The organism is Myxococcales bacterium, from assembly GCA_016720545.1.
Taxonomy (GTDB): domain Bacteria; phylum Myxococcota_A; class Polyangia; order Polyangiales; family Polyangiaceae; genus JAAFHV01.
Map to the genome: position 1 here is coordinate 145306 of JADKKK010000002.1, position 26323 is coordinate 171628.

Consider the following 26323-nt stretch of genomic DNA (forward strand, 5'->3'; position numbering starts at 1 on the left):
GTGAGAGCTGTAGTTTTCGGCGCAGGATGAAGGCAATTGGACAAGCCCCGTCCACGCTGGTAGCCCCCCGCGCCGCCTCGCGCCGGGCGCTCGCGCTCGCGGTGCTCGGGCTCGCGTGCGCGCTCGGGCCCGCGCTGTTCATGTGGGGCTTCACCGTCGACGACGCGCTCATCTCCGCGCGCTACGCGGTGAACCTCGCGTCGGGCGCGGGCTACCGCTTCGCCGCGGCCGGGCCGGCGACCGACGGCGTCACGCCGCTGCCATGGCCGCTGCTGCTCGCCGCCCTCGCGCACCTGCCCGGCGCGGGCGGCGCGCCCTTGGCGGTGACGATCCTCACCCGCGCGAAGGCGCTCGGCGTCGCGCTCGGCGCGCTGGGGGGAGCGCGGCTGGGGTGGGCCCTCTCGGGCACGCGCGCGCCGCTCGGGCACGCCGCCGCGGCCCTGCTGGTGTGCGCGCTCTCCGTGCCGCTGGCGGCGCACTCGGCGAGCGGCATGGAGACCTCGCTCGCGACCTGCCTGCTCACGTTCGCGGCGACCTCGCGGCGGGCGCTGGCCCGCGGCGCGCTCGCGGGGCTCGCCGCGTCGCTCCGGCCGGAGCTGCTCCCGTGGGCGCTCACGCTCGCGGCGTTGTCGGTCCAGCGCGGGCCTCGCGGGTCGTCACCTCGCGCCCGCGCCGCCGCGCGCGCCGCGGCTCGAGCGCTCGCGGGGGCGGTCGTCGCGGCGGCGACGCCCTTCGCGCTCTGCGTCGTCGCGCGGCTCGTCGCCTTCGGCCGCCCCGCGCCGCTTGCGCTGCTCGCGAAGCCCAGCGACGTCGCGCACGGGCTCCCGTACGCGGGCGCGGCGCTCATCGCGTCGCTGACGCCGCTCCTCGTGGTCGCCCCCTCCGCTGCACGCGGGGCGCGTCGAGGCGTGGGCGCTCGCGGCCGCGCGCTCGTGGTGGCGGCCTGCGTCCACGCCGGGGTGATCGTCGCCGTGGGGGGCGACTGGATGCCCTACGCGCGGCTCATGGCGCCGCTCGTCCCGGGCCTCGCGTTCGCCGCGTGCGCCATCTTGCCCGGCGCCGGCCCCCGCGTCGGGCGGGCGCGCGCTTGGTCTATCGGGCGTCTCGTCGTCGCCGCGGGGGTTGGCGTGGTGCTCTTCGCGGGCACGGCGCCGCGCGGACGGGGCGTATGGCGCGATCGCCTCGCGCTCATCGCGCGGGCGCGGCCGGAGCTCGCGGGCGCCCGCGGGGTCGCGGCGCTCGACATCGGGTGGGTCTCGGCCGCGACCGACGCGCCCCTCCTCGATCTCGCGGGCCTCACCGATCCCGAGCTCGCGGCGCTCCCGGGCGGGCACACGTCCAAGCGCGTCGCGACCTCGCTGCTCCTCGACCGCGGCGTCGACGTCGCGCTCGTGTACACGACCGCTGGCGGGATGCCCGCGCCGGGCGCTTCGCAGGTGGTGGGGGCGCGCGGGGTCGAGGCTCGCCTCGTCGGCTCCGAGCTGTTCGCGCGGCGGTACGCGCCGAGCGCGTTCGTGCGCCTCGGTGACGCGGGCGCCGGGTACGTCGTGTACCGCCGTGTTCCAGAGAAAAGTGAATGATATCCGCGTTCAATGTGAGAATGATGGGGGCCTGTCACGAACGGGGGCGCCCGCGCGACGACGCGCCATGACGACTCGTGCGACACTCGCCCTCGCCCCGATGTCGACCCCCGGCTCCCCAGCGCGCCCCGCGCACCCCCTCGAAGACCCGCGCTTCCGCGAGGCGCTCACGCGCATGGTCCGGCGGCGCGTGCCCGAGAGTGACGCGGAGGACATCGTGCAGACCGCGATCGCCGAGGCGCTCGTGGCCGGCAAGCGCGACGACGAGCCCGACGCCCTCCGTCGCTGGGTGTGGGGCGTCGCGCGCCACAAGGTGGTGGACCACTTCCGTCGCCGCCGGCGTCTGACCGACGAGCTGCCCGACGTCGCCGGCGAGGACGCGGGCCAGGGCGAGCTCGATCTCCTGCGGTGGGCGCGCCGCGAGCTCCCCGAGGGCGAGAACGCCGAGGAGACCCTGCGGTGGATGCTGCGGGAGGCGGAAGGCGAGACCCTGGAGACGATCGCGGAGGAGTCGAACCTCCCGGCGCCGCGCGTGCGAAAGCGCGTGAGCCGGCTGCGCGAGCACTTTCGCGCGCGGTGGAGCGGCCAGGCGGCGGCGCTGCTGGCCCTCGGCGTGGTCGTCGTGGTGCTCGTGGTGGTGGCCCTCCGTCGGCGCAGCGACGACATCGCCAAGGACGTCCCGGCGCCGAGCGTGAGCGCGCCGACCCCCGGCCCGCGCGAGGTCGCCGAGCAGAAGCGACGCGCGGCCTTCGAGCGTTGCGGGGCGGGCGCGTACCGGCCCTGCCTCGACCTCTTCGACGAGGCGAAGGGCCTCGACCCCGCGGGCGACGAGGCCGAGGCCGTGCAGCGCGCGCGCAAGGCCGCGACCGACGCGCTCGCGCCCCCCGTCGCGCCGGTCCCGACGGCGTCGGCCAGCCCGATCCCCACGGGCGACGCCTCTCCGAAATGGGCCCCGCAGAAGATGGCGCCCGAGCCGAGCGCGCGCCCGACGCCGACGCCGGTCCCCACCGAGGCGCCGCTCATGAAGCCGACCGCTCCGCCCGCGCCGAAGGCGCCGAGCAAGAAGGCCGCGTTCGATCCCTCGGGCGGGATGTCGAAGTAGCGGGCGCGTCAGCGGAGGCGGCGCTCGGGGCGGTCGACGCGGTCGTCGCGGTCGCGCTTGGCTCCTCCGAGGAGCCCCTGCGCGAGGAGCGCAGCCAGGAGCCCCGCGCCCGCGAAGGCCATCGCTTGGCTGAGCTTCGCGTCGACGAGCGCGAGCTTGCCGGTGTTGTGGAGCACCCAGCCGAGGCCGAACGCGAGGCCTCCGAGCGCGACGGCGCGCGCGACGCTGGAGGCGCGGTAGACGAGGAGCTGCGGTAGCACCGCGACCACGCCGAGCACCCCCGGGAAGACGAGATCGGGGCGGCCGAACAGTGGCACTCTCTGCCCGTGCGTCACGAGCTCGCGCGCGCCGGCGTCGGCCGCGAACGCCGCGCCAAACGCGGTCGCCGTGAAGAGGAGCGCGTACAAGAACGCGCCCGCCCCGGCCTTGGCGGTGAGCCGCGAGGGCGCCTTCGCCTTCGCAGCCAGCTCGGTGAGCTTCGCGCGCCGCGCGGCCTCGGGATCGACGGGGACCACCGCCGGCGTTTCCTGGGCCGCGGGGCTCGTCGCGGGGCGGCGAGCGGCCTTGTCGGGCTCGCGCGTCTCGCGCTCCGCGACGCTCGGCGGACCGCCGGGTGCGCTTGGCTCGCGGTCGCGCAAGCCCGCGCCGTGCGCGCGCGCCCTGCGCTGGGCGCGCTCCCGCTCCTCGTCGGTGGCCGTCGGGTCGGTCGCGAGCGCCTCGGCGTGCCGGACGGCGCCCAACAACGCGAGCTCGCGCGAGGTTTCGGGTGCGCCGGGGGCGGGGAGACCGGCCGCGCGGGCAGCGTTCCGGTACCAAACGTCGGCCTTCTCGGCGTCGCGCGCGAAATGGACGCCGAGCTCGTACAGGTTGCCGAGCGTGATCTTCGCGTCGACGCTGCCGCGGTCGGCGGCGCGGCGGAGCACGGCGGCGCCCTCCTTCAAGTCACGGGGCGTCGCGGTGCCGTTTAGGTGGAAGAGCGCGGCCGCGTAGTCTGCGTCGGAGTGGCCGAGCTCCCCCGCGGCGCGGTACGCGGCGAACGCGCAGGCGAGGTCCTTGGCGCGGCCGTGTGTCCCCGTGCGGGCGGCCTTCGCGAGAAGGAAGAGCGTGTCCGCGTCGCCCTCGCGCGCGAGATCCGCGATCGACGCGCTGGAGAGGTCGATCTCCTCGTTGGCCTCGTCCGCGGCGTCTTCGCCCGGGCCGCCCTCAGCGTCCGGCTTCGTCGACATGGGCGCCTTCCACGGTCTTCAGGATACGCACGAGCGCGCCGACCTTCGCGTCGTCGAGCGCAGTGCCGGCCTTCGCTCCCCCCGAGCGTACGTAGAACTCGCCGAGGTCGGCCGACCACCGCTCAAAGTGTTTGCGGCCCGCGAAGACGATCGTGACCCCGGCGGCGCGCGCAGAAGTGGGCGCGTCCTCGAAGCTCACGTCGCCCCAGTCGATCGCGTCCGCGGCCTCGCGGGTCGCCTCCTCGGCGAAGCTCAGCTTGACGGGCAACGCGGGCGCGCCCCGCTCGACCTCGACGCCGAGGGTGAGTAGGAAGTCGCAGATCTTGAGCTCCAGGATCGACGCCACGAGCGACGTGTCGACCTGCGTACGCGAGAAATAGGGGAAGATCGCGCGCCCGAGGATGGGGAGCAGCAGCCGCGACGTGAGCACCTGCCGGAGGAACGTCTCCACCTGCGCGTGGGGCAGCTCGAGCGACGTCTGCCGGAGCGTCTCCGAGGCGCGGCGCTGCCACCACTTCAGAACGTGGACGAGCACCTTCTTCACCTTGTCGCTCGCCTTGATGCTCATCGTCGCGACCTCCGCGAACACGGCGCGGACCTCGCGATCGAGGTCGTCGGAGGGCACAGCGAGCAGGGCGATGAGCTCGCCGAACGCCGAGCCGGAGCACCGGCGCGCCATCTCGCGCTCCACCGCCGAGACGAGCGTCTTCGCCTCCCGCCGGAGCCGCGCGCGCTCTTCTTCCTCGTCGCGCGAGGGCGTGAGCGCCTTCAGCACGCTGAGCAGCTCCTCACGGATGCTCTCCGCCTCGCGGCCGAGCTCGCGCTTCTTCACGTCTTCGGCGAGCTTCTGGCGCATGCGCGCGGCGAGCAGCGGTACGCCGCTCTTCGGCATGCCGGTGGCGGTGTCCATCCCCTCGACGGCCGCCCATTTTTCAGCCGGATCGCGGATGAAGCGCGTGACCGCGCGCGACGCGAAATAGCCCTCCTTCACCTCCGCGTAGTCGGGATCGCCCTCCTTCAGTGTGAGCATCTGGTCGGCGTACGGGTTGCGAATCCAATAGAGGTTGTCGAACGCGCGCCCCTTCTGGCCGAACGCGTGCACCCACGACGCCTGCCCGCGCGCCCAGAAGTCCATGCAGGCCTCCTGCACGCGCGAGTCCCACCGGTCCTTGGCGTTGTCACTGCGGAGCGTGCCGAGCGACATGTCGAACTTAGTCAAGGCTAGGAAAAGACTCGGGTTTTCGACCTCGGCGATCGCCTGGGGTGTGGGCGCTCCGTAGCGGATCTCCAGCCACCGCTCGACCTGGCTCTGGAGCTGGATGGCCTCGGGCTTTGTGGGGCCGGGCGAGCAGAGGACCAGCGCGGTGATCTCGCGGTCGTGCGCGTATTGCTCGAACAGGAAGGTGAGCTTTCCACGCTTGTAGACCTCGACGGCGTGCTCGAGGCGGCCCGTGGTGAGCTCGGTCGCGCCAAACCCGTTGATGCCCTTCAGCGCACGCCCGCCCGGGAAGTCGAGGAGATCCGCGCGCTCGAGCAGCGAGCCTTGCACCGGCCGGAGTCCGAGCCGGACCTCCGCGATCAGCGCGGCGAGCACCGCCGGCTCGAGCGACACGTCGCGCCCGGCCTCCTGCGCGAAGACCGTCATGCTCGGCTGGCTCGTGCCGATGGCGTTCAGGCACGAGGCGTCGAGGAGGCTCGACGTGTCGCTCGAGGCGCGCACCTGCGCGAGCTGGAGCTCCACGTTCTCGGAGTGCCCCACGGCCTCGAGCCCGCCGAGCAGGCGCGCCGCGAGCTGGTCGAGGTCCTTCGCGTAGCCGGGTCCACCCCAGAGCAGCGAATACACGAAGAGCCAGCCGCCGAGCGAGCGCACCTCGGACTTCCACGCGCCGTCGCGCAGCACCACGTGCCTGCGCAGCTCGTTCAGGTACGGGTGGCGGTCCTGGTACTTCTTCGAGAGGCCGTGAAACACGGTGTCCCACGCTTCGGCGAAGTGCGGCGAGGCGGTCGCGCCCTGCTGCTGCCTGGCCGCCAGCAGCGTCCGATCGATGCGCTCGAGGTCGAGCGGAGGCGCGGTGCACTCGACGAGGAACCCCGTCGCCAGCGACTCGATCACGACGTCGAGCGTGAGCAGCCGGCAGTGAAAGTCGCCGCGCTCGAGCCGGGGCCCGGGGGCGGTGGAGAAGCGGGTGACGACGCCGGTGGACTCGACGCCCTTCGCGGGGTTTATCTCGCGGAGGAAGTCGAGCTCGCGGTCGCGGGCGAGCACCTTCAGGGTGCCGAGCTCGTGCGACAAGAGCGCGCCCACCAAGAACGACTTGCCCGCCTGCGAGGGGCCGAAGAGGCCAACGGCCTGCGGCCTTCCCCACGCGCGGCGCAGGCGCCGCATGCGAAGGTGGAGGTCTCGGAGCACGGTGGCCTCCGGTGACGCCTCCTTGCCGCTCACGTGGGCGAGCGCGTCGCGGATCCCCTGCTCGAGTGTCTCGATTCCCGTCATGGACGCACGTCCTGTCCTCGTGTGCCTAGTGAGCGTGCCCTAGTGAGCGTGCCAGTCGCCGTCGGCGTCCTGGTACTCCACGTCGACTCCGTCGAACGACTCTCCGGGATGGAGCTGCACGTCGAAGCGCTTGCCCGCCTCTTCCGTCCGCGCGACGCGCTCCTCTCCCGCGACGATGCGCCACGCGACCGCCTGAGGGTGATCGTGTCGGCGGTGGGGGCCGGCGACCGTGGCCGCGCCGGGGCGGGGAGAGACGGTGACCTTCACCGGGCCGCCCCCGCCCCCGCCGCCCCCGCCACCCGGCTTGAGCGTCACCTTGCCGCCCTTGAAGGCGGCGTCGTCGGCGAAGCCGGTCTTGCCAGGCTTGGCCTTCTTGCCGGCGTCTTTGCCTGCGTCGCCTGCGTCGCCCGCGTCTTTGCCCGCGTCGCCTGCGTCGGCCATCGCGTCGCCGGCGTCCGCGTCGAGGCTGGCGTCTTTGCCCGCGTCGCCCGCGTCGGCCATCGCGTCGCCCCCCGCCTCGCTCATGGCGTCGGTCGTGGCGTCGGTCATGGCGTCGGAGCCCGCCTCGCTCGTCGCGTCGGCGCCGGCGTCGAGCCCCGGCTTGGCGTCGTCGCACGACTTGAGGAGGGCGAGCAGCGCGAGCACGAGCGCGAGGAAGCCCGCGCCGAGCAAAAGCCAGAACCACAGCGGGCGACCGCTCGGATCCTTCTTCTTCTCAGCCTCGTCGTCCCTCTTCTCGGCGTCGGCGTCTGGGGTCGCGGGAGCGGGCGCAGGAGGCGCCGAGGCCTTCGCGGCGCCCACCGCCAACGCGGCCCCCGCCGCGAGGGCGCCGGCCCCGAACACCTTTCCGAACTCAGCGTAACCAAAAAGAAATTCCTTCTGTCCGGCCAGCGTCCGCGGGGTCGCCCCCCAGTTGATGACGTAGAGCCGCTTGTCGGTCGGGCTGTAGAAATAGTTGTCGGTCGTGCCGGCCTCGAGCGACGGCACCGTGAGGGCGTCGCGGTAGCGGTGGTAGCCGCTGTCCTCGTCGGCGAACGTCTTGGCGACGCGCTCGAGGCAGGCGCGGAACTCTTCGACGGCGGCCGTGGCGTCTGCCCCGTGTGCGGAGCGCGCCTCCGAGAGCGGCACGAGGCCCGAGAGGTTCCATCGCACGGTGGTCGGGAGGCTCTCGGAGCCCTCGGTCTCGGGGACGAGCAGGCGCCCGCCGAAGAACTTCTCCTCGTTCAGGTCCGGCGCGAGCTTCCAGATGGAGACGCCGCCGACCAGGTTGGGGAGCCACGTGGTCTCGTCCGCGTTCGCCTTCGCGTCCTTGTCGCTCACGTTCGCACCTGCGCTTTCATTCGTACGGTCCCGGTGGCGGTGACCCGCGCCAAGAAGCTCGCGCGCGCCGTCACGCGCGCGCTGTGCGGATCGCTGCCGCGGTCGCGCTCGTGGAGCTGGGAGTCGAACACGGCCACGTGGTCGACGCTCTCGAACCGGACGCGCTCGAGCTGGCTCGTGAGCAGCGCGGCGAGCAGCGGCGCCGAGCGCGCGACGAGATCGCGGTCGAGCCCGGCGGCCGCCGCGAACGAGTAGAACGATCGGCTCGCCTCGTAGCCCACGCGCACGCGGACCTCTTCGTCCAATTCGGCGCGAAAATAGAGGTTCAGCGCGCTCGCGAGCACGAGGGACAGCTCACGGGCCCGCTCGTTCTTGCGCGATCCGATGTGCTCCGCGAGCGCCCCGAGCACGAGGCGGAGCGGGAACGGTTTGTCGTTCGGCCGGGCGCCGAGGATCGTGTCGTCGAGGATGTCGGAGAGCATGAGGCGCGCGAGCACGTCGGCCTCGGCAGCGCCCGCGGCCGAGGGCGCGGTCACCTGCGGCTGGGGCGAGGTCCGCGCGGGGCCGAGCGCGATCTCCAGGTCGCGCCGGAGCGCCCCGGCGTCGAGCCCGCGCTCGAGGTGCGCCAGCAAGGCGCGCACGAGCGGATCGGTCACGGGTACCTCGAGCGGTCGGTGAGGACGCCCGTGTCGATCCAGTAGCGGTCTTGGGCGATGGTCTTCAGGGCGAGCAGGAAGTCGGTCGGCTCGAACTGGTAGGCGCCGCGCTGGGAGGTGACGCCGGCGATGGAGATCTGCCCGTCCGCCGCGCGTTGGAACTCCAGGCTCACGCGGTCCTCGAGGAGGGCGGCCTCCACCTCCGGGCTCTGCGGGCGCACCTCGAAGAGCGGCGCGCCGTCCATCTCCTGGGACGCGACGTTGCGGAACCCGATGCGCATGCCGTTCGTGTACGTGAAGGGCTTGCTGCGCTGCACGCCGCGCGCGCCGGAGGCCGCCCCGGTGAACAGCTCGTTGTCCTTGGCGATGTGCGGCTCCGAGTCCTGGTAGAGCCCGTAAATGGGGCTCTCCTTCGCGTCCTCGATCGCGTCGATGAGGAACCCCGGCAGCAAGTTTCGGCTCGCGAGGTGGAGGATGGCCGCGCCGGCCGTCACGGTCGACTTCGGATCCTTGATGCGGCCCTGGTCCTTCCACTTCGACGGGTACCACTCGCCGACGCGGAAGCTCGCCATGGTCTTGATGCGCGGCGGCGCGACGGGCAGCTCGTTCACGAAGAGATCGCGCACGCAGCGTAGACGCGCGGAGCGGCCGGCGAGCACGACGAGGTCGACGTCGAACTGCGCGAGGATGTCCGCGTACCGGCGCATCGGCTCGCGGAGGACCCGCGCGATGGTCTTCTCGACCTCGGCCCGGTCGAGGCGGAGGGAGAGGTTCATGAGCCCCGGGAATCCGGGCACGGCGCTCGACAGGAACGCGTCGGCCTCGGCGAGCACGGTGGCGGGCGCGTCGGGCACCTGGAAGAGCTCCAGCACCTCGGGCACGAAGTAGGCCTTCTCCGCGAGGTGCCCCGCGGGAGCGGCGCCCTCGGCGAGCGCCCAGAAGCAGCGCGCGAGGGGCATCCAGAAGTAGGGCACGAGCTTGCCGCGCAGCGTGCGCCACGAGGTGCCGAAGCCCGCGTCTCCCTCGGAGAACAGGTGCTCCATGCGCGCGCGCGCGGCGGGCGAGGGGAGCTGCGAGAGCACCTGATCGAAGATGAGATCGGCGACGAGCGCGCGGCACACCTCGTCGCCCGCGACGTTGATCCCGTCCTGAAAGAGCTTTCGGATCCGCAGTGAGGTTCCGGCGCCTGGGAGCCTGTCCTCGTACTCGGCGATCATGACGTCGCTCGTGCCGCCGCCGATGTCGATCGACGCGATGCGCAGCCGCGCCCCCCCGGCGTCGTTCGCGCCGCGGCCGTAGATCTGGATGAGCTCCTCCATGCTCCCGCCGAAGGTCTGTGACGCCTCCTGGTAGACGTAGACCATCTGGGCGGCCAGGGCCTCGTCGGTGAAGAGGAACGGCTCGAACGCGCCCTCGGCGGTCACGTTGGGGCGGTGCTCGGGCGCGATGCCGAGGAGGTGGCACGCGAGGACGACGGCGTTGCGCACGAGTGTATCATACACGTGTCGCTCCTCGGCGCGCATCGCCGAGGGGTACGTGAGCACGAGCGATCGCAGCACGCGTGGGTTCGCCTCTTTCCCTTGGAAGCGTCGGTAGCTGGGCGAGCCGAGCTGCGCGTACGCCTGCGCCAGGATCTCCACGATCGCGAACAGCATCATGGTGCGCGGCGCGTACCGTGGGTCGACGGGGGTCTGCGGGCCGTCTTCGCGCAGATAGAGGCCGCCGGCGTCCTCGGGCAGGTACTTCAGGATCCGCCCGAAGACGGTGCGGTACTCCTCGCCCAAGCGCTCCGCGAAGAACCAGCGGTCCTCGGTCTGTCGGTGGTCCCAGAGGTACCGCTTCGGGCCCGACAGGCTGCACGCGTAGCGGTGGGGCGTCTCGAGCGCGCGATCGAGCGCCTCGCGCCCCAGCCTCGCGACCGAGGGCCACGCGAAGCCGTCGCCCGTCGCCACGGGCGCCACCGAGCGGTCGAACGGGCTCGGCCGAAACGTGATGCGCGAGTCGAAGCACTCCTCGTCGACCGAGAACGGGCTCGACAGGTTCCGCATGACGAGCGGGAGCGCGAACATGCCCTTGTCGCGCGCCTCGACGAGCAACGCCGAGGAGCGCGAGTTGCCGAAGTCGAGCACGAGCGAGACCGGCACGGGCACGCGGTTCGAGATGCGTGTAAAGTGCAGCTTCGGGATCTGCGGCGCGAGCACGTCGAGCAGGGCGGCGAGCTTGAAGAGCGCCTTGTCGATGCCCGCCCGCTCGAGCCGGCGCACGAGCTCGCGCGCCTCGGCGAGGTCGAGGAACCCGGCGATCTCCTGCTTGTCGAGGGCGCGGAACGGGCGCCCCTCGTCGAGGGCGGCGTCGAGCGCGCGCCCCCGCGAGCCGGCGCGCTCGATCGTGTCCACCGCGAGGAGGGCGCGGACGCCGCCGGCCTCCTGGGCCAGGAACACCTGCACCGCGAATGGGCAGGAGAGCTGCGTCGGCACGGGCAGCCAGCGCCCCGCGAGCTCGGAGAGCGCGTCGAGCGACGACACCTCTACGTCAGGATCCTCGCCCGGGAGCGCGCGCCTCACCGACCACGCCTCGGTGCCTGGCGCGGTCTGCGGCGCTTGCATCATCATGAAGCTCGCGACCACGTCGGGCAGGCCGCTCGCGAGCGACAGCTCGTGGAACACCACGCCCGAGTTGAAGAACAGCTCCACGACCTCGGTCGTGGGCGCGATGTTCTCCCCCGCGGAAGTCGCCCTGCCTCCGCCCTCGCCGTCGAGGGACACCTTTCGTTTGACCATCGGTTGACCCGGCCCGAGACGCTATCATGAGCGCGCCATGTCCGCGCCGCTCGTCCTGAAACTCGTGAGGCACGGCCAATCGCGCGCCAACACGGCAGAGTACGATCCCCAGAGCCACGGAGACTTCCGGGCGGAGCTCACGCCGCTCGGGGTCGAGCAAGCGCGCGGGGCGGGCCTCGAGCTCGGGGCCGAGTTTCTGCGCGACGCGCTCGTGTACGCCTCGCCGTATCGCCGCGCCCAGCAGACGCTCGGGGCCATCTTCGAGGCCACCGGCGGCGCGGAGCTGCCCGCCGGCGTGTACGAGGACCCGCGCCTACGGGAGGTCGACCACGGCTACGGAGACGTGAAACAGCAGGAGCGGCTCCGCGAGACGCACGGCTGGTTCTACTACCGCTACGAGGGCGGCGAGAGCCCCGCCGACTGCTACGACCGCGTCTCGGGCTTCCTGGAGAGCCTGATGCGCCAGGTGGAGCGTAAGGCCGCCACGCGCGTGCTCGTGGTCACCCACGGGCTCGCGCTGCGCTGCTTCGTCACGCGGTTCCTGCACCTCACGGTGGCCGAGTTCGAGAGCCTCCAGAACCCCGCCAACGGGGCGGTGGTGACCCTCGCCCCGCCGGACCTCCTCGCGGGGCTGCCGGGGCCGAAGCTCGTGCGGCGGCGCTTTGGGGTCGCCGGGCTCCGCTTCTACGACGGCGCGACCTCGTGATTGTGCCAACGTGTGCCAAATGCGAAGATCGCGCGTCCGGCGCCAGGAGTGCGGGCGTCCGGCGGCGAGGAAGCGTCGAAATGCCTGGAAAACTCCCTGAGCGGCGCTTGGCGCGGGTCTTGCGAAAGCGCCCTCGTGCAGGAGGCTTCATGAGTCGAAGTGCTGGCGGGGCCCTCACGGCCCTCACCGTGCTGTTTGCTTTTGGGTGCGGGGCCTCGAGCGCCGCGGACTCGTTCACCTCGGCCTCGGATGGCCCCTCGAGCGGCGGCCCCAGTTCGCCCAGCGTGGGCGCGGACGGGGGCACCGCCGCGCCCGCGCCGCCCGAGCAAGAGGTCGAGAGCGACTACGAGGCGCCGGTCGCGACGGGGCGGTACGTGTGGGTGACGAACCCGAAGAGCGGCCGCGTCGCGCTCATCGACGCGACCACCCTCGAGGTGCGCACCGTCGAGGCCGGCAACGGGCCCACGTACCTCGCGGCCGTGCCGACGCAGACCGGCGACGCCGCGGTGGTGTTCAACGTGCTCTCGCGCGACGCGACCCTGCTCCGCGCCGAGAACGGCGCCATCACGCAGAAGACCTTCAAGGCGGCCCCGGCGAACAGCTGGGCGTTCTCGAAGGACGGCCGCTGGGCGATCGCCTGGAGCGACGCGCGGAAGGAGCCGAGCGCGGGCAAGGCGCTGGGCTTCCAGGACCTGTCGATCCTCGACCTCCAGTCGGGCACGACGACGATCCTGTCCGTCGGCTACCGGCCGGTGGCCGTAGGGTTCGCCGAGGGCAGCGCGCGGGCTCACGCGGTCACGCAGGACGGCATCGCGATCCTCGACCTCTCCGGCCCCGCGCCGCGGCTCTCGCGCAACGTGGCGATCTCGGACACTCCGCTCGAGGACTCCGGCTCGCGCGACGTGTCGGTCACACCGAACGGGCAGTACGCGTTCATTCGTCGCGACGGCCGCGCCGACATCACCGCGGTCACCCTCGAGACCGGCACGCGCACGGCGATCACGCTGAACGGGCCCGTGACCGATCTCGATCTGTCCAGCGCGGGCGACCGCGCCGTGGCGGTCGTGCGCAACACAGCCCAGGTGGCCATCCTCCCGGTCCCCGCGATCATCACGGCGCCGACCGCGTTCAGCTCGCTCACCGTCACGGGAGAGACCATCGGCTCGGTCGCCCTCTCGCCCTCCGGCGACACCGGCCTGCTCTACACGAACGCCAGCGCGGTCGAGCGCCTCAGCATCCTCAAGATCGCCGCCACTCCGACGGTGCGAACGGTCAAGCTCTACTCGCCGGTGCTGTCGGTCTTCGCGGCGCCCGACGCCCTGCACGCGGTCGTGCTCCACGACGCCTCGAAGGGCGTGGGCGGCACGCCGGGCGCCTTCAGCCTCGTCCCCGTCGGCGCCGAGCTGCCGGCCAAGATCGTCGCGACCCTCGCGCCGCCGACCGCCGTCGCCGTGCGAAACGACCGCGCGATCGTCGCCGAGCGCGACGACAAGACGCGAGTGTTCGGGGTGTACCTGGCGAAGCTTCCCTCGTTCGCGGTCGACCGCTTTCCGCTCGCCAGCCCGCCCACCGCGGTGGGCGTCATGGAGAGCGCCGGCCGAGCGTTCGTCGCGCAACAGCACCCCGAGGGGCGCCTCACCTTCATCGATCTCTCCACAGGGCTGTCGCGCACGTTGACCGGCTTCGAGCTGGCGTCGCGCGTCGTCGACGGGAGCAAGCCATGAGCCGTTCATCCAAGCCACGCGCCGAGGTCCTCCACGCCCCGGCATCGTTCCCTCGCTCCTCGGGCCGCCGGTGGACCGCCTTCACGGGCCTCGCGCTCCTCGTTTCGGCGTGCGGCGAGCGCGACGAGGTGTACGACAAAGGGATCGGCAAGGCCGAGTCGTTCGGCCTCACCGACCGCGTCGCGCTCGTCGACGGCGCCGCCGACAGGGCGCTGGTGCTCACCGCCCGCGGCGACGAGGTCGACCGCAGCTTCGTGCCGGTCGGGAAGGGCATCACCCGCTCGCTCGCGTCCCAGGACCGCAAGCGACTGTTCGTGCTCTCGGCGGGCGAGAGCCCGCGCCGAAAGGAAGACGACGAGCGGCCGAGTCTCACGATCATCGAGGCCCCGGCGGAGGTGGGCGCGGAGTCCGTGGTGCGCCGCTTCAACCTCGAGTCGCCCCACACGGGCATCGCGATCGATCCTGCCGGGCGGTACGCGGCGGTGTTCGCGGCGCCCACGACGAGCGGCGCGACGCCGGTCTTTCTGGAAAATCCGAATGAAATCATAATTCTCGACCTCGCAGCGCCCAACGGTGGCGCCGTGATCGCGCGCACCCTCCGGAGCTTCGGGGGCCGCCCGCAGCGGCTCACGTTCACGCCCACGCTGTCGCTCCCCGGCGGGCCGCGTCGTCTGCTCGTCGTCGAGACCAACCAAGACGTCGTGCTGCTCGATCTCAACCACGTGGGCGACGTGCCGCCGCGCCCGGAGATCACCGTACGACTCACGAGCGGCCTCAGCGCCAAGGCGCTCGTCCCGGCCGGCGTCGTGGTCGACGACGGAGATCCCGCGAAGACCGACGACGCGCGCATCGGAGTCCGGCTGGAGAACGACTCGAGCGTCGTCACGCTCACGCTCGAGCCGCGCCCCGCCGACCCGCCCGGCGCGCCCGCGCCTGCGCCGGGCGCCGGGGCGCTGAACGATTTCGCCCCCACCGTGAACCTCACCGACGTCGGCGGGCTCCCGGGAGACATCGCGTTCGTCCGCACCGACGCCGGTGTCCGCTTGGCGGCCATCGTGCCGCCCACGCAGAGCGCCGTGCTCATCGATCCGCAGACGAGCGTCACCACGAACGTCGCGCTGCCCGGTCGGTTCGGGCGCATCTCGCTCATCACCGACATCGTGGGCGGCGCCGCGACCCCCGGGCGCACGGACACCGCGCTCCTCTACGGCGGGACGGGCGGCTCGGCCGGGGTGGCCTTCTGGTCGCTCGGGAAGGCGAGCGGGCAGCCCTACCGCAGCGTCGAGGTGGTGAGCCTCGAGTCGGCGGTGACGGGCGTGCTCGACGTGCCGCCCCCGCGCGCCGAGCTCAAGGTGCTCCAGGTCGCGACGAACGCCGTGTACGTGCTGAACCTGTCCACGCGCACGGCGTCTCCCCTCACGGTGCAGAGCCGGGCCTCGATCCACGTCACCGACGACGGGCAGCGGCTATGGGCGTACCAGCCCGGCGGCCCCCAGCTCGCGCAGGTGGTCCTCGAGAACATCCACCCGGTGCAGCTGCCGCTCGACCGCTCGATCAGCGCGGTGTTCGAGGTGGCGAAGCCCGGCGGGCGGTCGCTGCTCGCGCTCGACGCTCGCGCCGCGATGGGCGTCACCGTGCTCGACGCGCTCTCTCCGAACACCGCGACCTCGCGGTCCTATTACGGCCTCTTGCTCGAGGGACTCCAATGAAGCGCCCCGTCCTAGGAGCGCTCGTTGCGCTCGTCGCGCTCGTGCCCGCCACCGCGCTCGCGCAGCGCGCCCCTGCGCCGCCGCCCCTGCCTGCGCCGGCGCCCCCGGCCGCCGCAGCGGCCCCCGAGGCCAGCCCGCCGGCGCCTCCGCCCGCGGCCTCGGCGCCCGCGGCCTCGGCGCCGCCCGCGCCCCCCGCCGCCGCCGCCGTAGACCTCCGCGTCCCGCCGCCTTCGCCCCCGCCGCTCGCTCCCGTGGCGGCGCCGCGGCCGGAGAGCGTCACTCCGCCCGGACCGCCGCGCAAGCCGCTCCTCCGCTTGGCGATGGGGCCGCGGATCGCCTTCATTCGCACCGCCGGCTTCGATGCTTACTCGCGGAATGACGTGCTCGCGCAGTGGTCGCTCGAGGGCACGCTCACCCTCCTCGAGGGGAAAAAGACCTCGCTGGCGGTCGGGCTCGGCTATGACGTCGGCGGCCGCAGCGCTACGTCCCGCGGCCTCACGACCTCCGTCATGCTCCACCGCATGTCTGTGCCGATCGAGGGGCGCGCGCACCTCGCCCCGTGGGTCTACCTGTTCGCGCGGGTGGCGCCGGGCGCGGGGATCGGCCTGGCCCGGGCGCAGGACTCGTCCGCACCGTCGGACCTCAAGGGGACCGTCGGCTTCGCGTCCGGCGATCTCAGCGGAGGCGCGTCGTTTCTGTTCGGGCCCCATGGCAACCCCGAGCGCCGCTCGGTGCGCATCTGGGGTACCCCGGAGCTCGGATACGGTGTCACCAGCCGGCCCCGCGTGAACGTGGCCCCCACCGGGCGCGACGCCGAAGAGGTCCTCGGCCAGGACATGCCCGCCAACCTCGGCGCGCTCGCACTGAGCGGCTTCTTCTTCCGGCTCTCGCTCGCGGCGACGTTCTGACCCCAGAAACGACACGGGAGCGCAGCTATTCTGCCTAAAGCGCCGTCGCGCGGTGCACAATCCCCCCCGATGGACGGGCAGCCCCTCGATCTCGTTGGAGAAGTCCTCGGGGCACAGTTCAGGGTCGACGCGTTCGTGGGCGAGGGGAGCCTCAGCGTGGTGTACCGCGGGCGGCACACCGAGCTGGGCGTGCCGGTCGCCATCAAGTGCCTGCATCTGCCGGCGGCCCTCGAACCGACGGTCGCGTGGCCCGTGGTCGAGAGCTTCCTCGAGGGGGGCCGGGTCCACCAAGAGCTGGCCCGTGGGAATGTGCATATTGCACAGACCCTCGCGAGCGGCACGACGGTGGCCCCCAAGAGCGGCGTCACCGTGCAGTACTTCGTGCGGCAATGGCTCGAGGGGGAGCCGCTGTCGCGAGACCTCGCGCAGCGCCGGCAGGAGAGGCGCGGCGGTCGGCCCCTCGGCGAGGCGCTCGCGGTGCTCGAGGGCGCGGCGGAGGGGCTCGCCTACGCCCACGCGCGGCAGCGGCCGCACCTCGCGCTGCGGCCCGCGAACATCTTCCTCGCGCGAGGGGAGCAGCCGGGGGGAGACTCCGTGAGCTCGACCGTGCTCGACTTCGGGATCGGCCGCGCGGTCGACGTCGCCGAGGTGGCCGTGCGAGGCGCCCAGGGCCTCCCGGCCCTGTCGAGTGGCTACCTCGCGCCGGAGCAGGTGCGACGTGGGCGCGGCGAGCTCGGCCCACGCACGGACGTCTACTCGCTGGCGCTCATCCTCCTAGAGGTGCTCACCGATCGCCCGCTGTCTGCCCCTGGCACCATGGACGAGGCCATCGAGCGCGCGCTCGACCCCGAGTCTCGGCCGTCGCCCTGGGTCGACCGTCGCCTGCCCGCTCCGGTCGCGAGGGTGCTCGAGCGGGCGCTCTCGGTCCATCCGCCGCGGCGCTTCGCGCACGTGGCGGAGCTCTGGGCGGCCGTCGAGCGCGCGGCGCGGTGCGCGCGCCTCCTCAGGCTGCCGGGGTCGGCGGCGCGCCCTCGCCGCGAAGCGCTCTTGCAGCGGCTCGGTGAGTGGAAGATCGCCCCTCGCCCCGCCGACCGCCTGGGCGAGCTCACCCCAATCGCGCCGCGCGTGGGGGGCCCCGCGGCCGCCCTGCCGCCGATGCGCGACCTGCTGCCGACGCTGGAGAGCCCCGACGACCACTGGGCCGAGCAGACCGCGAAGTGGGACGTGCTCGCGGTGCTCGAGCGCGCCGCATCGCTCGACGAGCCGGTGCGGCACGATCAGCTCGCCGCGCTGCTCCTCCGCACGAGCCCCCGGCCGCCCCGCGTCGGGCTCTCGCGCGCAGTGCGACGGCGTTCGGTCTCCGGCGCGCCTCCCCGCGGGGCCGCGCCTCCCGTGGGCCACGTGCCGGCGCCGTCCCACGTCGTGCTCGCGCCGCCCCCCGCTTCGTTGGCCGCGCCCATCTCGCGTCCGGTGCCCACTCCCGCGCCGCCTTCGTCTGGGTTGGGGCCCCGTGCTGTCGAGGCCGCACCGCACTCGCGACCGCCCGGCTCGGGCGGCGCTGCGGGGCCCGTGTCGCGCCCCGCGCCGAGCGGGGCACCCGGATCTGTGTCGCAGCCCGTGTCGCGCCCCGCGCCGAGCGGGGCCCCCGGACCCGTGTCGCAGCCCGTGTCGCGCCCCGCGCCGAGCGGGGCCCCCGCGCCCGCGCTGCCGATCCCGGCGCTGCCAGACACCGCGGCCTCGTCGGGGGGCGCGGGTCGCGGGCGAGGGCTCGGTCTGATCCTCGGGGCTGCGCTCGTCGCCGGGGTGCTGGGCGCTGCGTTCTTCTCCGCGCGTCGCGATCCACCGCCGCCGCCCGCGTCGAGCGTCGCCACGAAAGCGTCCACCGCCCCAGCGACCGGCGCGCCGTCGCCGTCGGCGCCCGCGGGGGCCGCGACCGCCCTGCAGGTTGCCCAAGCCGCGCCCGCGCCTTCCACGGCGCCCGCGCCTTCCACGGCGCCCGCGCCCGTGCCGTTTCGCCTGAACGGCGCACGCCGCGCGCTCGACCAGAAATCGGCGGAGCTCGGCACCTGCCACACGCCGGGCGGCCTGTGGGGGAGCGGCGACGCGGTCGTTGCCTTCGGACCGGAGGGGCACCCCACCGAGGTGATCCTCGGGAGCCCCTACAAGGGCGACCCCACCGGCGACTGCGTCATCCGCAAGCTCATGAGCGCCGACATGGGCCCGTACATCGGCGGCAACCAGCGCCTCATCTACGCGTTCAAGGTGCCCCAGACCCCCTAGTCCCCTGGAGTCGTGGTTCGTATCAGAAGTCCGGTCTTCGGTCTCATTCCGAGGAGCGAGGGGGTGCCCCGTTTTCGGCGGCGGCGGGCCCGTCCTCAACTCGGACGTCGTTCCGCGCGGTGGAGGCGGCGCTTTGCGCTCAGGGGACAGTGGTTTCGGGTGTGACCGCGCGAGAACGCCGACCCTCGAACATGAGTATCCTCCCACCGCCGCCGAAAACGGGGCACCCCCTCGCTCCCTTGTGGCGAAAGGCCGAGCCGCGCGACTTCTGGAAGGGATCACGCTTCCAGGGGACTAGCCAGACGCGCGGGCACGCGCAAAGCGCGTCAGAAACCAGCGCGGGACCGCGACGTGGACTAGGCTTTGGGACACATGGCTCGCTTTCTTTCTCCGGGCGCGCTCGCGGCGCCGCTCTTTGGCGCGGCCCTCCTGCTCGCGTGCAGCGCCGAGGCGCCTCCGCCCACCGTCTCGGCCGAGGAGCGCCTGTGCGAAGCCATGGCGGCCACCTCGCAGAAGTGTGGGGAAGGGTGCGAAGGACTCCTCCGCGGTGAGTGCGCTCGGCTCGCGAAAGCCCTCCGCCCCGAGGGGCTGACGGGCGCGACGGATTGCTTTCTGTCGGGCGCTTGCGCGAGCGTGTGCCTCTCCAAGGCCCTCACCGGCCTCACTCCCAGCGAGGGCCAGGTCGCCATCCGCGGCAAATACTGCGGGACGTGCGCGAAGGGTCAGGCCGACTGCGAGTCGAAGTTCTTCGAAGCGCCGAGGCCGAGCGCGGCCGGCGGCCCGGGCACACAGCTCTTGCCGTTCGCCGACACGGTCACCGGCGGGATCGCCGCCGACTGCGCGGTCGAGGAGGGCTGCCAGCTCGGCTTCCCGCCGTGCAGCCTCGAGTCGGTCAAGAAGGGCCTCACCGGGGCCGTCGGCGGGCCGGCCGCGGAGTGCCTGGTGCGCGGGCTCAAGGCCGAGGAAGGCGAACGCCGCGCCCCCGACGGCGGCGCGATCGTCGTCACGTGCACGTCGAAGAACTGCGCGGGCTGCTGCCGCAACGACCTCTGCCTCGTCGGCGACGAGAAGGACGCCTGCGGAACGCGCGGCGTGGCCTGCGAGACCTGCTCGGGCACCTCGACCTGCGAGGCGAGCGCGTGCAAGGCCCCCTGCGGACCCGACAACTGCGCGGGGTGCTGCGACAACAACGTCTGCGTCGAGGGCCTCGCGAAGGACGCCTGCGGTCGCGCGGGCGCGCAGTGCAAGAAGTGCGGCGCGTCGTCCGTGTGCGCCGAGCAGACCTGCGTCGACACCTCGTGCAAGGCCACGTGCGCGGGCTGCTGCTCCGGGGCGACGTGCCTCACTGGCGGCAGCGCCACGGCGTGCGGCAAGGCGGGCAACGCCTGCGTCGACTGCGGCAAGGGGCGGACCTGCTCGGGCACGCAAGGCACCTGCGCGCTCGACCCGAGCGCCCTCTTCGACGTGACCGTCACGTCGGCGAACCTCCCCCCCCGCACGAAGTCGGGCGGCGCTTGGGACTTCTACGAGAACCTCCCGGATCCGTACGCCCGCGCGTACTCGTCTCTCGGGGCGACCTCACACTCGGGCACCACAGCCCTCGTCGCCGACACGACGAACCCCCAGTGGTCGGTCCCCGTGCTCACCTCGGTGCCGGCTCGCGAGCTGCTGAACTCGTTCTCTGTCGAGGTGTGGGACGACGACTACGACTACGACGACTTCGTCGGCGGCTGCGCCATCAAGCTCGACGCCGCGATGTTCGACGGCAGCGTCCGGTCGGCGTCGTGTCAGGCCACGCCCAGTGGCTCGCCCATCACGGTGCGCTTCAAGCTCGTCGCGCGCTGAGCCGCGCTCGCGCCGCGCGTCGCGCGGGGGGCGCGCCGCTCGCTCCGGCCACAAGCCAGCGACGAAAAGCGAAACGGCGAGCGCCCTGAGGTGCTCGCCGCGCGCGTCTCACTTCAGCGCCCGCGGGGGCCGCCGCGACCGCCGCCACGCGGCGGACCGTCGCGCCGGGGCCCGCGATCGCGCGGCGGACCGGCCTCGCGGGACGACGCCATGCGCTCACGAGCGCGCTCGCCCTCCTCGCCCTCGGGCAGGGGGAGCAGCTCGCGCCGCGAGAGGCGGATCTTGCCGTCGCGGCCGACCTCGATGACCTTGACCTCGACGACGTCGCCTTCCTTCATCACGTCGGTGACGTTCTCGACGCGAGTGTGGGCCATCTCGGACACGTGCAGGAGGCCGTCGGTGCCCGGGAGCACCTCGATGAACGCGCCGAAGTCGGCGACGCGCGTGACCGTTCCCTTGTAGATTGCACCGACCTCGGGCTCCGCGGTGAGGCCCTTGATGATGTCGAGCGCGCGCCTGACCGCTTCCGGATCGCTCGAGGCGATGTTCACGGTGCCGTCGTCCTCGACGTCGATCGCGACGCCGGTCTGGTCGATGATGCCCTTGATGGTCTTGCCGCCCGGGCCGATGACGAGGCGGATCTGGTCGGGCTTCACCTTGAGCGTGGTGATGCGCGGCGCCCACTTGGACAGGTCCTCGCGCGGCTGGCTCAGGGTCTCGAGCATCTTGCCGAGGATGTGGAGGCGCCCCTCGCGGGCCTGGCTCAGCGCGCGGGTCAGGATGTCGCGCGAGAGACCGGCGACCTTGATGTCCATCTGGATGGCCGTGACGCCCTTCGAGGTGCCGCACACCTTGAAGTCCATGTCGCCGAGGTGGTCCTCGTCGCCCAGGATGTCGCTGAGGATGGCCGTGCGGTTGCCGTCGGTGATGAGCCCCATGGCGATGCCGGCGACCGGCGCCTTCAGGGGCACACCCGCGTCCATGAGCGACATCGAACCGCCGCACACGGCCGCCATCGACGACGAGCCGTTCGACTCGAGGGTCTCGGAGACGATGCGGATGGTGTACGGGAACGTCGACGACTCGGGGATCTGGCGGAGCAGCGCCCGCTCCGCGAGGGCGCCGTGGCCGACCTCGCGGCGCCCGGGGCCGCGCAGCGGCTTGGTCTCGCCGGTCGAGAAAGGGGGGAAGTTGTAGTGGAGCAGGAAGCGCTTCCATCGCTCGCCGGTCAGCCCGTCGATCTTCTGCTCGTCGGTCGACGTGCCGAGCGTCGCGGTGACGATCGCCTGCGTCTCGCCGCGCTGGAACAGCGCCGAGCCGTGCACGCGCGGGAGGAGGCCGACCTCGGTCATGATGGGGCGCATCGTGGCCATGTCGCGGCCGTCGATGCGCTTGTTTTGCCCGAGGACGTACTCGCGGACGACGACGTACTTGCGCTCGTCGAACTCGGCCTTGATGAGCTTCTCGTTCGCCGCGTAGTCGGCGCCCAGCTCCGCGGTGAGGGTCGCGATCATGCGGTCTTTCGCGGCCTTGTAGCCGTCGTAACGCGCCTTCTTGTCGCGAATGAGCGAAGACTCGAGGATGGCGCCGTCCACGAGGGCGGGGATGCGCGCCGCGATCGCGTCGGGGAGCTTGGGGGCCACGAAGACGCGCTTGGGCTTGCCGACGGCGGCGCGGAGCTTCTCGATGAGGGCGAGGATCGGCTGGCCCTGCTCGTGGGCGAACATGAGCGCGTCGATGACGTCCTTCTCGCTCGCCTCGGCGGCGCCGCCCTCGACCATGACGATCGCGGACTTGCTGCACGCGACGACCATGTCGAGGTCGGACGCGGCCTGCTGCTCGAACGTGGGGTAGGCGATGAGCTCACCGTCCACGCGGGAGACGCGGACGCCGACCAGCGGGCCGTCCCAAGGGATGTCGGAGATGTGGAGCGCGGCGCTCGCCGCGGTGAGCGCGAGCACGTCGGTCGGGTTGACCTTGTCGGCCGACAGAACGGTCGCGATGATCTGCGTGTCCTTCTTGAACCCCTCGGGGAAGAGCGGACGGCAGGGGCGGTCGATGATGCGCGCGACGAGGATCTCGTCGTCGCGCTGGCGCGCCTCGCGCTTGAAGAAGCCGCCCGGGATCTTGCCGGCCGCGAAGGTCTTCTCGACGTACTCGCAGGTGAGGGGGAAGAAGTCGAGGCCGGGGCGCTCGTCGCCGCACACCGCGGTGACGAGCACGACGCTCTCGCCGTAGGTGATGAGGATGGAGCCGTGCGCCTGCTTCGCGAGCCGGCCGGTCTCGAACGTCATCGGCTTGCCGTTGACGAGGATGGATTCGCGTACGAAAGACATGGGATGGACCTGAGTGCCCCCACGCGCGGGGGCGAAGCGCCGGGCGGCGACGTGGCGCCCTTGGTCCTCGGTTCGTGCCCCCGACCCAGCGTCGCGCGCCAGGCGCTAGACGGAGTCGGAGGCAGGAATCGAAGAGCAGAAGGCTGCGACGGGCTCCCGGAGGTGCGGAGGTGAAGACGTGAAGTGAACGGAGGCGAAAACGACCGAGGCGGGAGGGCCTAGGGCCGTCCCGCCTCGTGGCGTGGTTACTTGCGGAGGTTCAGCGCCGAGACCGTCTTGCGATAGCGCTCGAGGCTGGTCTTCTTGAGGTAGCTGAGGAGCCGGCGCCTCTTCGAGACGAGCTTCAGCAGACCGCGCCGCGAGTGGTGGTCCTTGGCGTGGGTCTTGAAGTGCTCGGTGAGGTATCCGATACGCTCGCTGAGGAGCGCAATCTGGACCTCGGGGGAGCCGGTGTCGTTCTCGTGGGTACGAAATTTCTCGACCAGCTCGATCGTCTTCTCGGAATGAAGCGGCATGAAGGGCTCTCTTGGAAATGGCCAGGCTCAGTCGGGACCGCACCTGGTCGACGCGCCATGGGCGCTTGGGCGCCACGCCCCTCGAAGGCAGGGGCAGGACGAAACGCGCGCAGTATAGGCAAAGTCGTCTTCAGGTCAATCGTCCCCTCGCGCGCCCCGCGACCGGGGCGTCGATTGTTGTCGTCGCACATACCCGCACATGGTCGCCCCTCGCGTACCGCGTGAAGCTTCTGCGCGGCGAGAGCGGAAACTTCCCGCAAAACGGGACGCGGTGTCGGCGCGAATGGTAGCGTCATAGGTCATGCCCGCTCCGCCGCGCCGTGGCCCGAGCCCATCGGGCGCCGCGTTCAACGACATCCGGGGGACCATCCCGCTCGTGCCGGGCGCCGCCGTTGATTTTGGTGGGACCGAGGAGGTCACGGCGTTCCGCGCGCCCTCGCCCCGAGCGAGCGCGCCCCCGCCGCCTCCGGTGGCCGAGCCCGCGCCGATCGAGCTCGACCTGCCCAAGTTCTGCTCGTCGTGCGGTCGGAGATTCGCGGCCGAGCTCTTCCTGTGTCCCTTCGACTCGCTCCCGCTGCTCGCCGACCGGCCGCTCCCCGAGGCGGTCGACCCGCTCATCGGACAGGTGCTCAACCAGACCTTCCGCGTCGTGCGCCTCATCGGGGAGGGCGGCATGGGGAAGGTGTACGAGGCGCGGCACCTACGCCTCGGCGAGCAGCGTTTCGCGGTGAAGGTGCTGCTGCCCGAGTTCGCCCAGAACGCCGAGGTCGTGGCGCGCTTCCAGCGCGAGGCCGAGAGCGCCAGCAGCATCTCCCACCCGAACGTCGTTCAGGTCATCGACGTGCACCGCACGCGCGAGGGCGCGCCCTACCTCGTCGCGGAGTTTCTCGACGGCGAAGAGCTCGGGGCGTTCGTCGAGAAGGTGGGCCGGCTCGGCGTCCCGTTCGCCGTGGGGATCGCTCGGCAGGTCTGTCGGGGGCTCGCGGCCGCCCACGCAAAGGGCGTCGTGCACCGCGACATGAAGCCCGAGAACGTCTTCCTCCTCCGGCAGCAGGCCGGCGAGCAGGGCGTGCCCCGGGTGAAGGTGATCGACTTCGGCGTGAGTCGGGTCAAGGACCACGACATCAACCTGACGCAGGCGGGAGTCATCCTGGGCACGCCGAGCTTCATGTCGCCCGAGCAGGCGCGCGCCGAGGTGGTCGACGAGCGCGCTGACATCTACGCGGTCGGCGCCGTCCTCTACAACCTGCTCACGGGGCTCCGCCCGTTCGACGCCGACGACCCCACACGGACGCTCATCATGCTCCTCACCGAGGAGCTCCCCCGTGCGGCACGCCAACCCGATGGTGCCGCCCGGCCTCGACGAGGTCATCCGCGTGTGCCTCGCCAAGAACAGGGAGGAGCGATTCCGCAGCATGGCGGAGCTCGACGCCGCGCTCGCGCCGTTCGACTCGCTCGACGGCCAGCGCGCGAGTGCTCCGCCGCCACTCGCGTTGCCAGCCCGCGCGCTCGGTGCGCCGGCCACCGGCGGTGGTGGCACCTCGTTCGAGCTCGCCGCGCAGGCGCTCGGCGGGGGCGCCCCGGCGCCGCGTGCGCTGCGGCCCACCGTCATCGGCTACGGCGCGGCCATGCTCGTGCTCGGCTACGGCACGCTGGCCCTGCTCCTGCTCGGCGTCGCGCGGGTCGTCTTCGGCGAGGGCGCGTTCGACGGCGTGGGCTCGCTGCTCTTCCTGCACATCTTCGCGCTCGGCCTCACCATCGTCGCAGGCGCCATCGTGGGGCAGAGCGTGCGCGAGCGCGCGTGGGACAACGAGCGCCGGCTCTCCGACCTGGCGCAGGACCTCCGGGCGGCGGTGGTGGTGTCGCTGCTCGGGCTCGTGCTCGCCCTCGGGCTCGCGCGGTGGCTCGCGATCGCGGTGCTGAACGACGCCCCCATCGCTTTCTCGGGCGCGTGGGACATCCTCGCCGCGCTCGGCTGCGCCTTCGGCGCGTTCGGGTTCGTCGCTCGGCGCCTTGCGGCGAGCGCCGCGGCCGACACCAAGGCGACCATCGCGGGGCCGCCGCGCCCTTTTCTCTAGCTGCTGCGGGCAGTTGGCAGGCTCGTCAGGGGGCGTCCAGCGCGGTCGCGCGGGCCGAGCGTCCCGGCGTGGCGAGGGCCTCGCGCGTCGCGGGCCGCGACGGGAGGGTCGACAGCCGCCCGCCCTCGCTGTCGACCGTGATGTCGCCCTCGAGATCCGTGCGGTGCAGCTCCGTCCCCGCGAGCGCGAGGCGGCCCAGGGTGGCCGCGTGGGGGTGTCCGTAGTCGTTCGCCCGTCCGCACGACACCACGGCGACGCTCGGGTGCACCGCGCGCAAGAACGCCGCGCTCGAGGCGTGCTTGGAGCCGTGGTGGGCGACCTTGAGGACGTCGGCCGCGAGCGCCTCGGGGGCCTCGAGCAGCCGCGTCTCGGTGGGGTGCTCGGCGTCGCCGGTGAAGAGCACGTGGCGCGTGCCGGCATCGCCGCCCGCGCTGGCGTGGGAGAGCCGAACGACCACGCTGTTGGCGTTGGGGTCGCTCCGCGTGTTGTGGAGCAGCGGCTCGCGGGGGCCGAGGATCTCCACGTCGGCGTGCCGGCCCAGGCGCAGGTGCATCCCACGCCGCGCGATCACGTGGGGCACGCCGCGCGAGCTGAGGACGCGGAGCGCGCGGTCGTAGGCTGCGACGGGGTGCTCGGCGAACCCGGGGTCCCAGAGGGCTCCGATCCGTGCGGTGCGCGCGAGGCTGTCGAGCTGCCCCAGGTGGTCGGCGTGGGCGTGCGTGACGAGCACGGCGCCGACGGCGCCACCGAGCCGCGCGAGCTGCTCGTCGATGCGAGGGGCCGCCTCGCGTGGGCCGAGATCGATGAGGAGAGACGCGCCGTCGTCGGTCGTGACGAGCGCGCCGTCGCCCTGACCAACGTCGAGGAACGTGATGCGCACGTGGCCACCCGGCTCGAGCGCGCCCTCGCCAGGGGGGGCGGGGGGGGCCGAAGGGACCGACGCCGTCGGCGCGGTCACCACGGGCACGGGGACCCCCGGAGCCGCGGGCTCCGGGCGTCCGCACGCCGCCAGCGCCGCGACGACGAGCAGCGCGAGCGCCGCAGGCCGCGGGCCGCCGCTCACG

Annotated in this window: 18 protein-coding genes; 9 read left to right on the top strand and 9 right to left on the bottom strand. The window is 72.7% G+C overall.

Going from position 1 to position 26323, the window contains the following annotated elements; translation table 11 throughout:
- The first annotated feature begins 26 nt into the window (after positions 1 to 26).
- Both IPQ09_04635 and IPQ09_04640 read left to right on the top strand, forming a co-directional pair.
- Complete coding sequence (locus tag IPQ09_04635; GenBank protein ID MBL0193506.1) at positions 27 to 1580, top strand: hypothetical protein; 1554 nt, start codon at positions 27 to 29, stop codon at positions 1578 to 1580.
- Positions 1581 to 1647: 67 nt separating this feature from the next.
- Positions 1648 to 2682, top strand: coding sequence for a sigma-70 family RNA polymerase sigma factor (locus IPQ09_04640; protein MBL0193507.1), 1035 nt, complete (start codon positions 1648 to 1650; stop codon positions 2680 to 2682).
- 8 nt (positions 2683 to 2690) lie between these two features.
- On the opposite strand, the gene IPQ09_04645 is transcribed toward IPQ09_04640, so the two are convergent.
- Genes IPQ09_04645 through IPQ09_04665 form a run of 5 tightly spaced genes read right to left on the bottom strand, consistent with a single transcriptional unit; the run spans position 2691 to position 11158 of the window.
- A complete protein-coding gene (locus IPQ09_04645) occupies positions 2691 to 3908 on the bottom strand; it encodes a hypothetical protein (protein MBL0193508.1) in 1218 nt (405 codons plus the stop codon).
- On the bottom strand, positions 3886 to 6402 hold the full coding sequence (locus tag IPQ09_04650; GenBank protein MBL0193509.1) for a hypothetical protein: 2517 nt from the start codon (positions 6400 to 6402) through the stop codon (positions 3886 to 3888). The genes IPQ09_04645 and IPQ09_04650 overlap by 23 nt, the downstream gene beginning before the upstream one ends.
- A gap of 39 nt (positions 6403 to 6441) precedes the next feature.
- On the bottom strand, positions 6442 to 7722 hold the full coding sequence (locus IPQ09_04655; GenBank protein MBL0193510.1) for a hypothetical protein: 1281 nt from the start codon (positions 7720 to 7722) through the stop codon (positions 6442 to 6444).
- Complete coding sequence (locus IPQ09_04660; protein MBL0193511.1) at positions 7719 to 8378, bottom strand: hypothetical protein; 660 nt, start codon at positions 8376 to 8378, stop codon at positions 7719 to 7721. Before IPQ09_04660 ends, IPQ09_04655 begins: the two co-directional genes overlap by 4 nt.
- A complete protein-coding gene (locus IPQ09_04665; GenBank protein ID MBL0193512.1) occupies positions 8375 to 11158 on the bottom strand; it encodes a virulence factor SrfB in 2784 nt (927 codons plus the stop codon). The genes IPQ09_04660 and IPQ09_04665 overlap by 4 nt, the downstream gene beginning before the upstream one ends.
- Positions 11159 to 11195: 37 nt before the next feature.
- Between IPQ09_04665 and IPQ09_04670 the strand changes: the two genes are divergently transcribed.
- The 6 genes from IPQ09_04670 to IPQ09_04695 all read left to right on the top strand — a co-directional run bounded on the left by IPQ09_04670 (position 11196) and on the right by IPQ09_04695 (position 20330).
- Positions 11196 to 11864, top strand: coding sequence for a histidine phosphatase family protein (locus IPQ09_04670; protein ID MBL0193513.1), 669 nt, complete (start codon positions 11196 to 11198; stop codon positions 11862 to 11864).
- Between the two features lie 149 nt (positions 11865 to 12013).
- Positions 12014 to 13588: a hypothetical protein gene (locus tag IPQ09_04675; GenBank protein MBL0193514.1), complete on the top strand. Its 1575-nt coding sequence runs from the start codon at positions 12014 to 12016 to the stop codon at positions 13586 to 13588.
- Positions 13585 to 15297 (top strand): hypothetical protein, encoded by a 1713-nt coding sequence (locus IPQ09_04680; protein MBL0193515.1) that lies wholly within the window; start codon positions 13585 to 13587, stop codon positions 15295 to 15297. Before IPQ09_04675 ends, IPQ09_04680 begins: the two co-directional genes overlap by 4 nt.
- Complete coding sequence (locus IPQ09_04685) at positions 15294 to 16205, top strand: hypothetical protein (protein ID MBL0193516.1); 912 nt, start codon at positions 15294 to 15296, stop codon at positions 16203 to 16205. Before IPQ09_04680 ends, IPQ09_04685 begins: the two co-directional genes overlap by 4 nt.
- Positions 16206 to 16274: 69 nt before the next feature.
- On the top strand, positions 16275 to 18485 hold the full coding sequence (locus IPQ09_04690; protein ID MBL0193517.1) for a protein kinase: 2211 nt from the start codon (positions 16275 to 16277) through the stop codon (positions 18483 to 18485).
- A gap of 372 nt (positions 18486 to 18857) precedes the next feature.
- Complete coding sequence (locus tag IPQ09_04695; GenBank protein MBL0193518.1) at positions 18858 to 20330, top strand: hypothetical protein; 1473 nt, start codon at positions 18858 to 18860, stop codon at positions 20328 to 20330.
- Positions 20331 to 20443: 113 nt separating this feature from the next.
- On the opposite strand, the gene pnp is transcribed toward IPQ09_04695, so the two are convergent.
- From pnp to IPQ09_04710, 3 genes are all read right to left on the bottom strand, one after another.
- Complete coding sequence (pnp, locus tag IPQ09_04700; GenBank protein ID MBL0193519.1) at positions 20444 to 22666, bottom strand: polyribonucleotide nucleotidyltransferase; 2223 nt, start codon at positions 22664 to 22666, stop codon at positions 20444 to 20446.
- A gap of 245 nt (positions 22667 to 22911) precedes the next feature.
- A complete protein-coding gene (gene rpsO / locus IPQ09_04705) occupies positions 22912 to 23181 on the bottom strand; it encodes a 30S ribosomal protein S15 (protein ID MBL0193520.1) in 270 nt (89 codons plus the stop codon).
- A 700-nt stretch (positions 23182 to 23881) separates the two neighbouring features.
- Entirely contained in the window at positions 23882 to 24553 is a 672-nt protein-coding gene (locus tag IPQ09_04710) for a hypothetical protein (protein ID MBL0193521.1), read from the bottom strand.
- Between IPQ09_04710 and IPQ09_04715 the strand changes: the two genes are divergently transcribed.
- Positions 24507 to 25259, top strand: a complete 753-nt coding sequence (locus tag IPQ09_04715; GenBank protein MBL0193522.1) for a hypothetical protein — start codon at positions 24507 to 24509, stop codon at positions 25257 to 25259. The two genes, IPQ09_04710 and IPQ09_04715, sit on opposite strands and share 47 nt — an antisense overlap.
- A 25-nt stretch (positions 25260 to 25284) precedes the next feature.
- On the opposite strand, the gene IPQ09_04720 is transcribed toward IPQ09_04715, so the two are convergent.
- A complete protein-coding gene (locus IPQ09_04720) occupies positions 25285 to 26322 on the bottom strand; it encodes an MBL fold metallo-hydrolase (protein MBL0193523.1) in 1038 nt (345 codons plus the stop codon).
- Position 26323: the final 1 nt, after the last annotated feature.

Bases quoted from the DNA above. Each gene is read 5' to 3' on its own strand.
- IPQ09_04635 (MBL0193506.1), top strand. From the start codon at position 27: ATGAAGGCAATTGGACAAGCCCCGTCCACGCTGGTAGCCCCCCGCGCC.
- IPQ09_04640 (MBL0193507.1), top strand. From the start codon at position 1,648: ATGACGACTCGTGCGACACTCGCCCTCGCCCCGATGTCGACCCCCGGC.
- IPQ09_04645 (MBL0193508.1), bottom strand. From the start codon at position 3,908: ATGTCGACGAAGCCGGACGCTGAGGGCGGCCCGGGCGAAGACGCCGCG.
- IPQ09_04650 (MBL0193509.1), bottom strand. From the start codon at position 6,402: ATGACGGGAATCGAGACACTCGAGCAGGGGATCCGCGACGCGCTCGCC.
- IPQ09_04665 (MBL0193512.1), bottom strand. From the start codon at position 11,158: ATGGTCAAACGAAAGGTGTCCCTCGACGGCGAGGGCGGAGGCAGGGCG.
- IPQ09_04670 (MBL0193513.1), top strand. From the start codon at position 11,196: ATGTCCGCGCCGCTCGTCCTGAAACTCGTGAGGCACGGCCAATCGCGC.
- IPQ09_04675 (MBL0193514.1), top strand. From the start codon at position 12,014: ATGAGTCGAAGTGCTGGCGGGGCCCTCACGGCCCTCACCGTGCTGTTT.
- IPQ09_04680 (MBL0193515.1), top strand. From the start codon at position 13,585: ATGAGCCGTTCATCCAAGCCACGCGCCGAGGTCCTCCACGCCCCGGCA.
- IPQ09_04685 (MBL0193516.1), top strand. From the start codon at position 15,294: ATGAAGCGCCCCGTCCTAGGAGCGCTCGTTGCGCTCGTCGCGCTCGTG.
- IPQ09_04690 (MBL0193517.1), top strand. From the start codon at position 16,275: ATGGACGGGCAGCCCCTCGATCTCGTTGGAGAAGTCCTCGGGGCACAG.
- IPQ09_04695 (MBL0193518.1), top strand. From the start codon at position 18,858: ATGGCTCGCTTTCTTTCTCCGGGCGCGCTCGCGGCGCCGCTCTTTGGC.
- pnp (MBL0193519.1), bottom strand. From the start codon at position 22,666: ATGTCTTTCGTACGCGAATCCATCCTCGTCAACGGCAAGCCGATGACG.
- rpsO (MBL0193520.1), bottom strand. From the start codon at position 23,181: ATGCCGCTTCATTCCGAGAAGACGATCGAGCTGGTCGAGAAATTTCGT.
- IPQ09_04710 (MBL0193521.1), bottom strand. From the start codon at position 24,553: ATGACCTCGTCGAGGCCGGGCGGCACCATCGGGTTGGCGTGCCGCACG.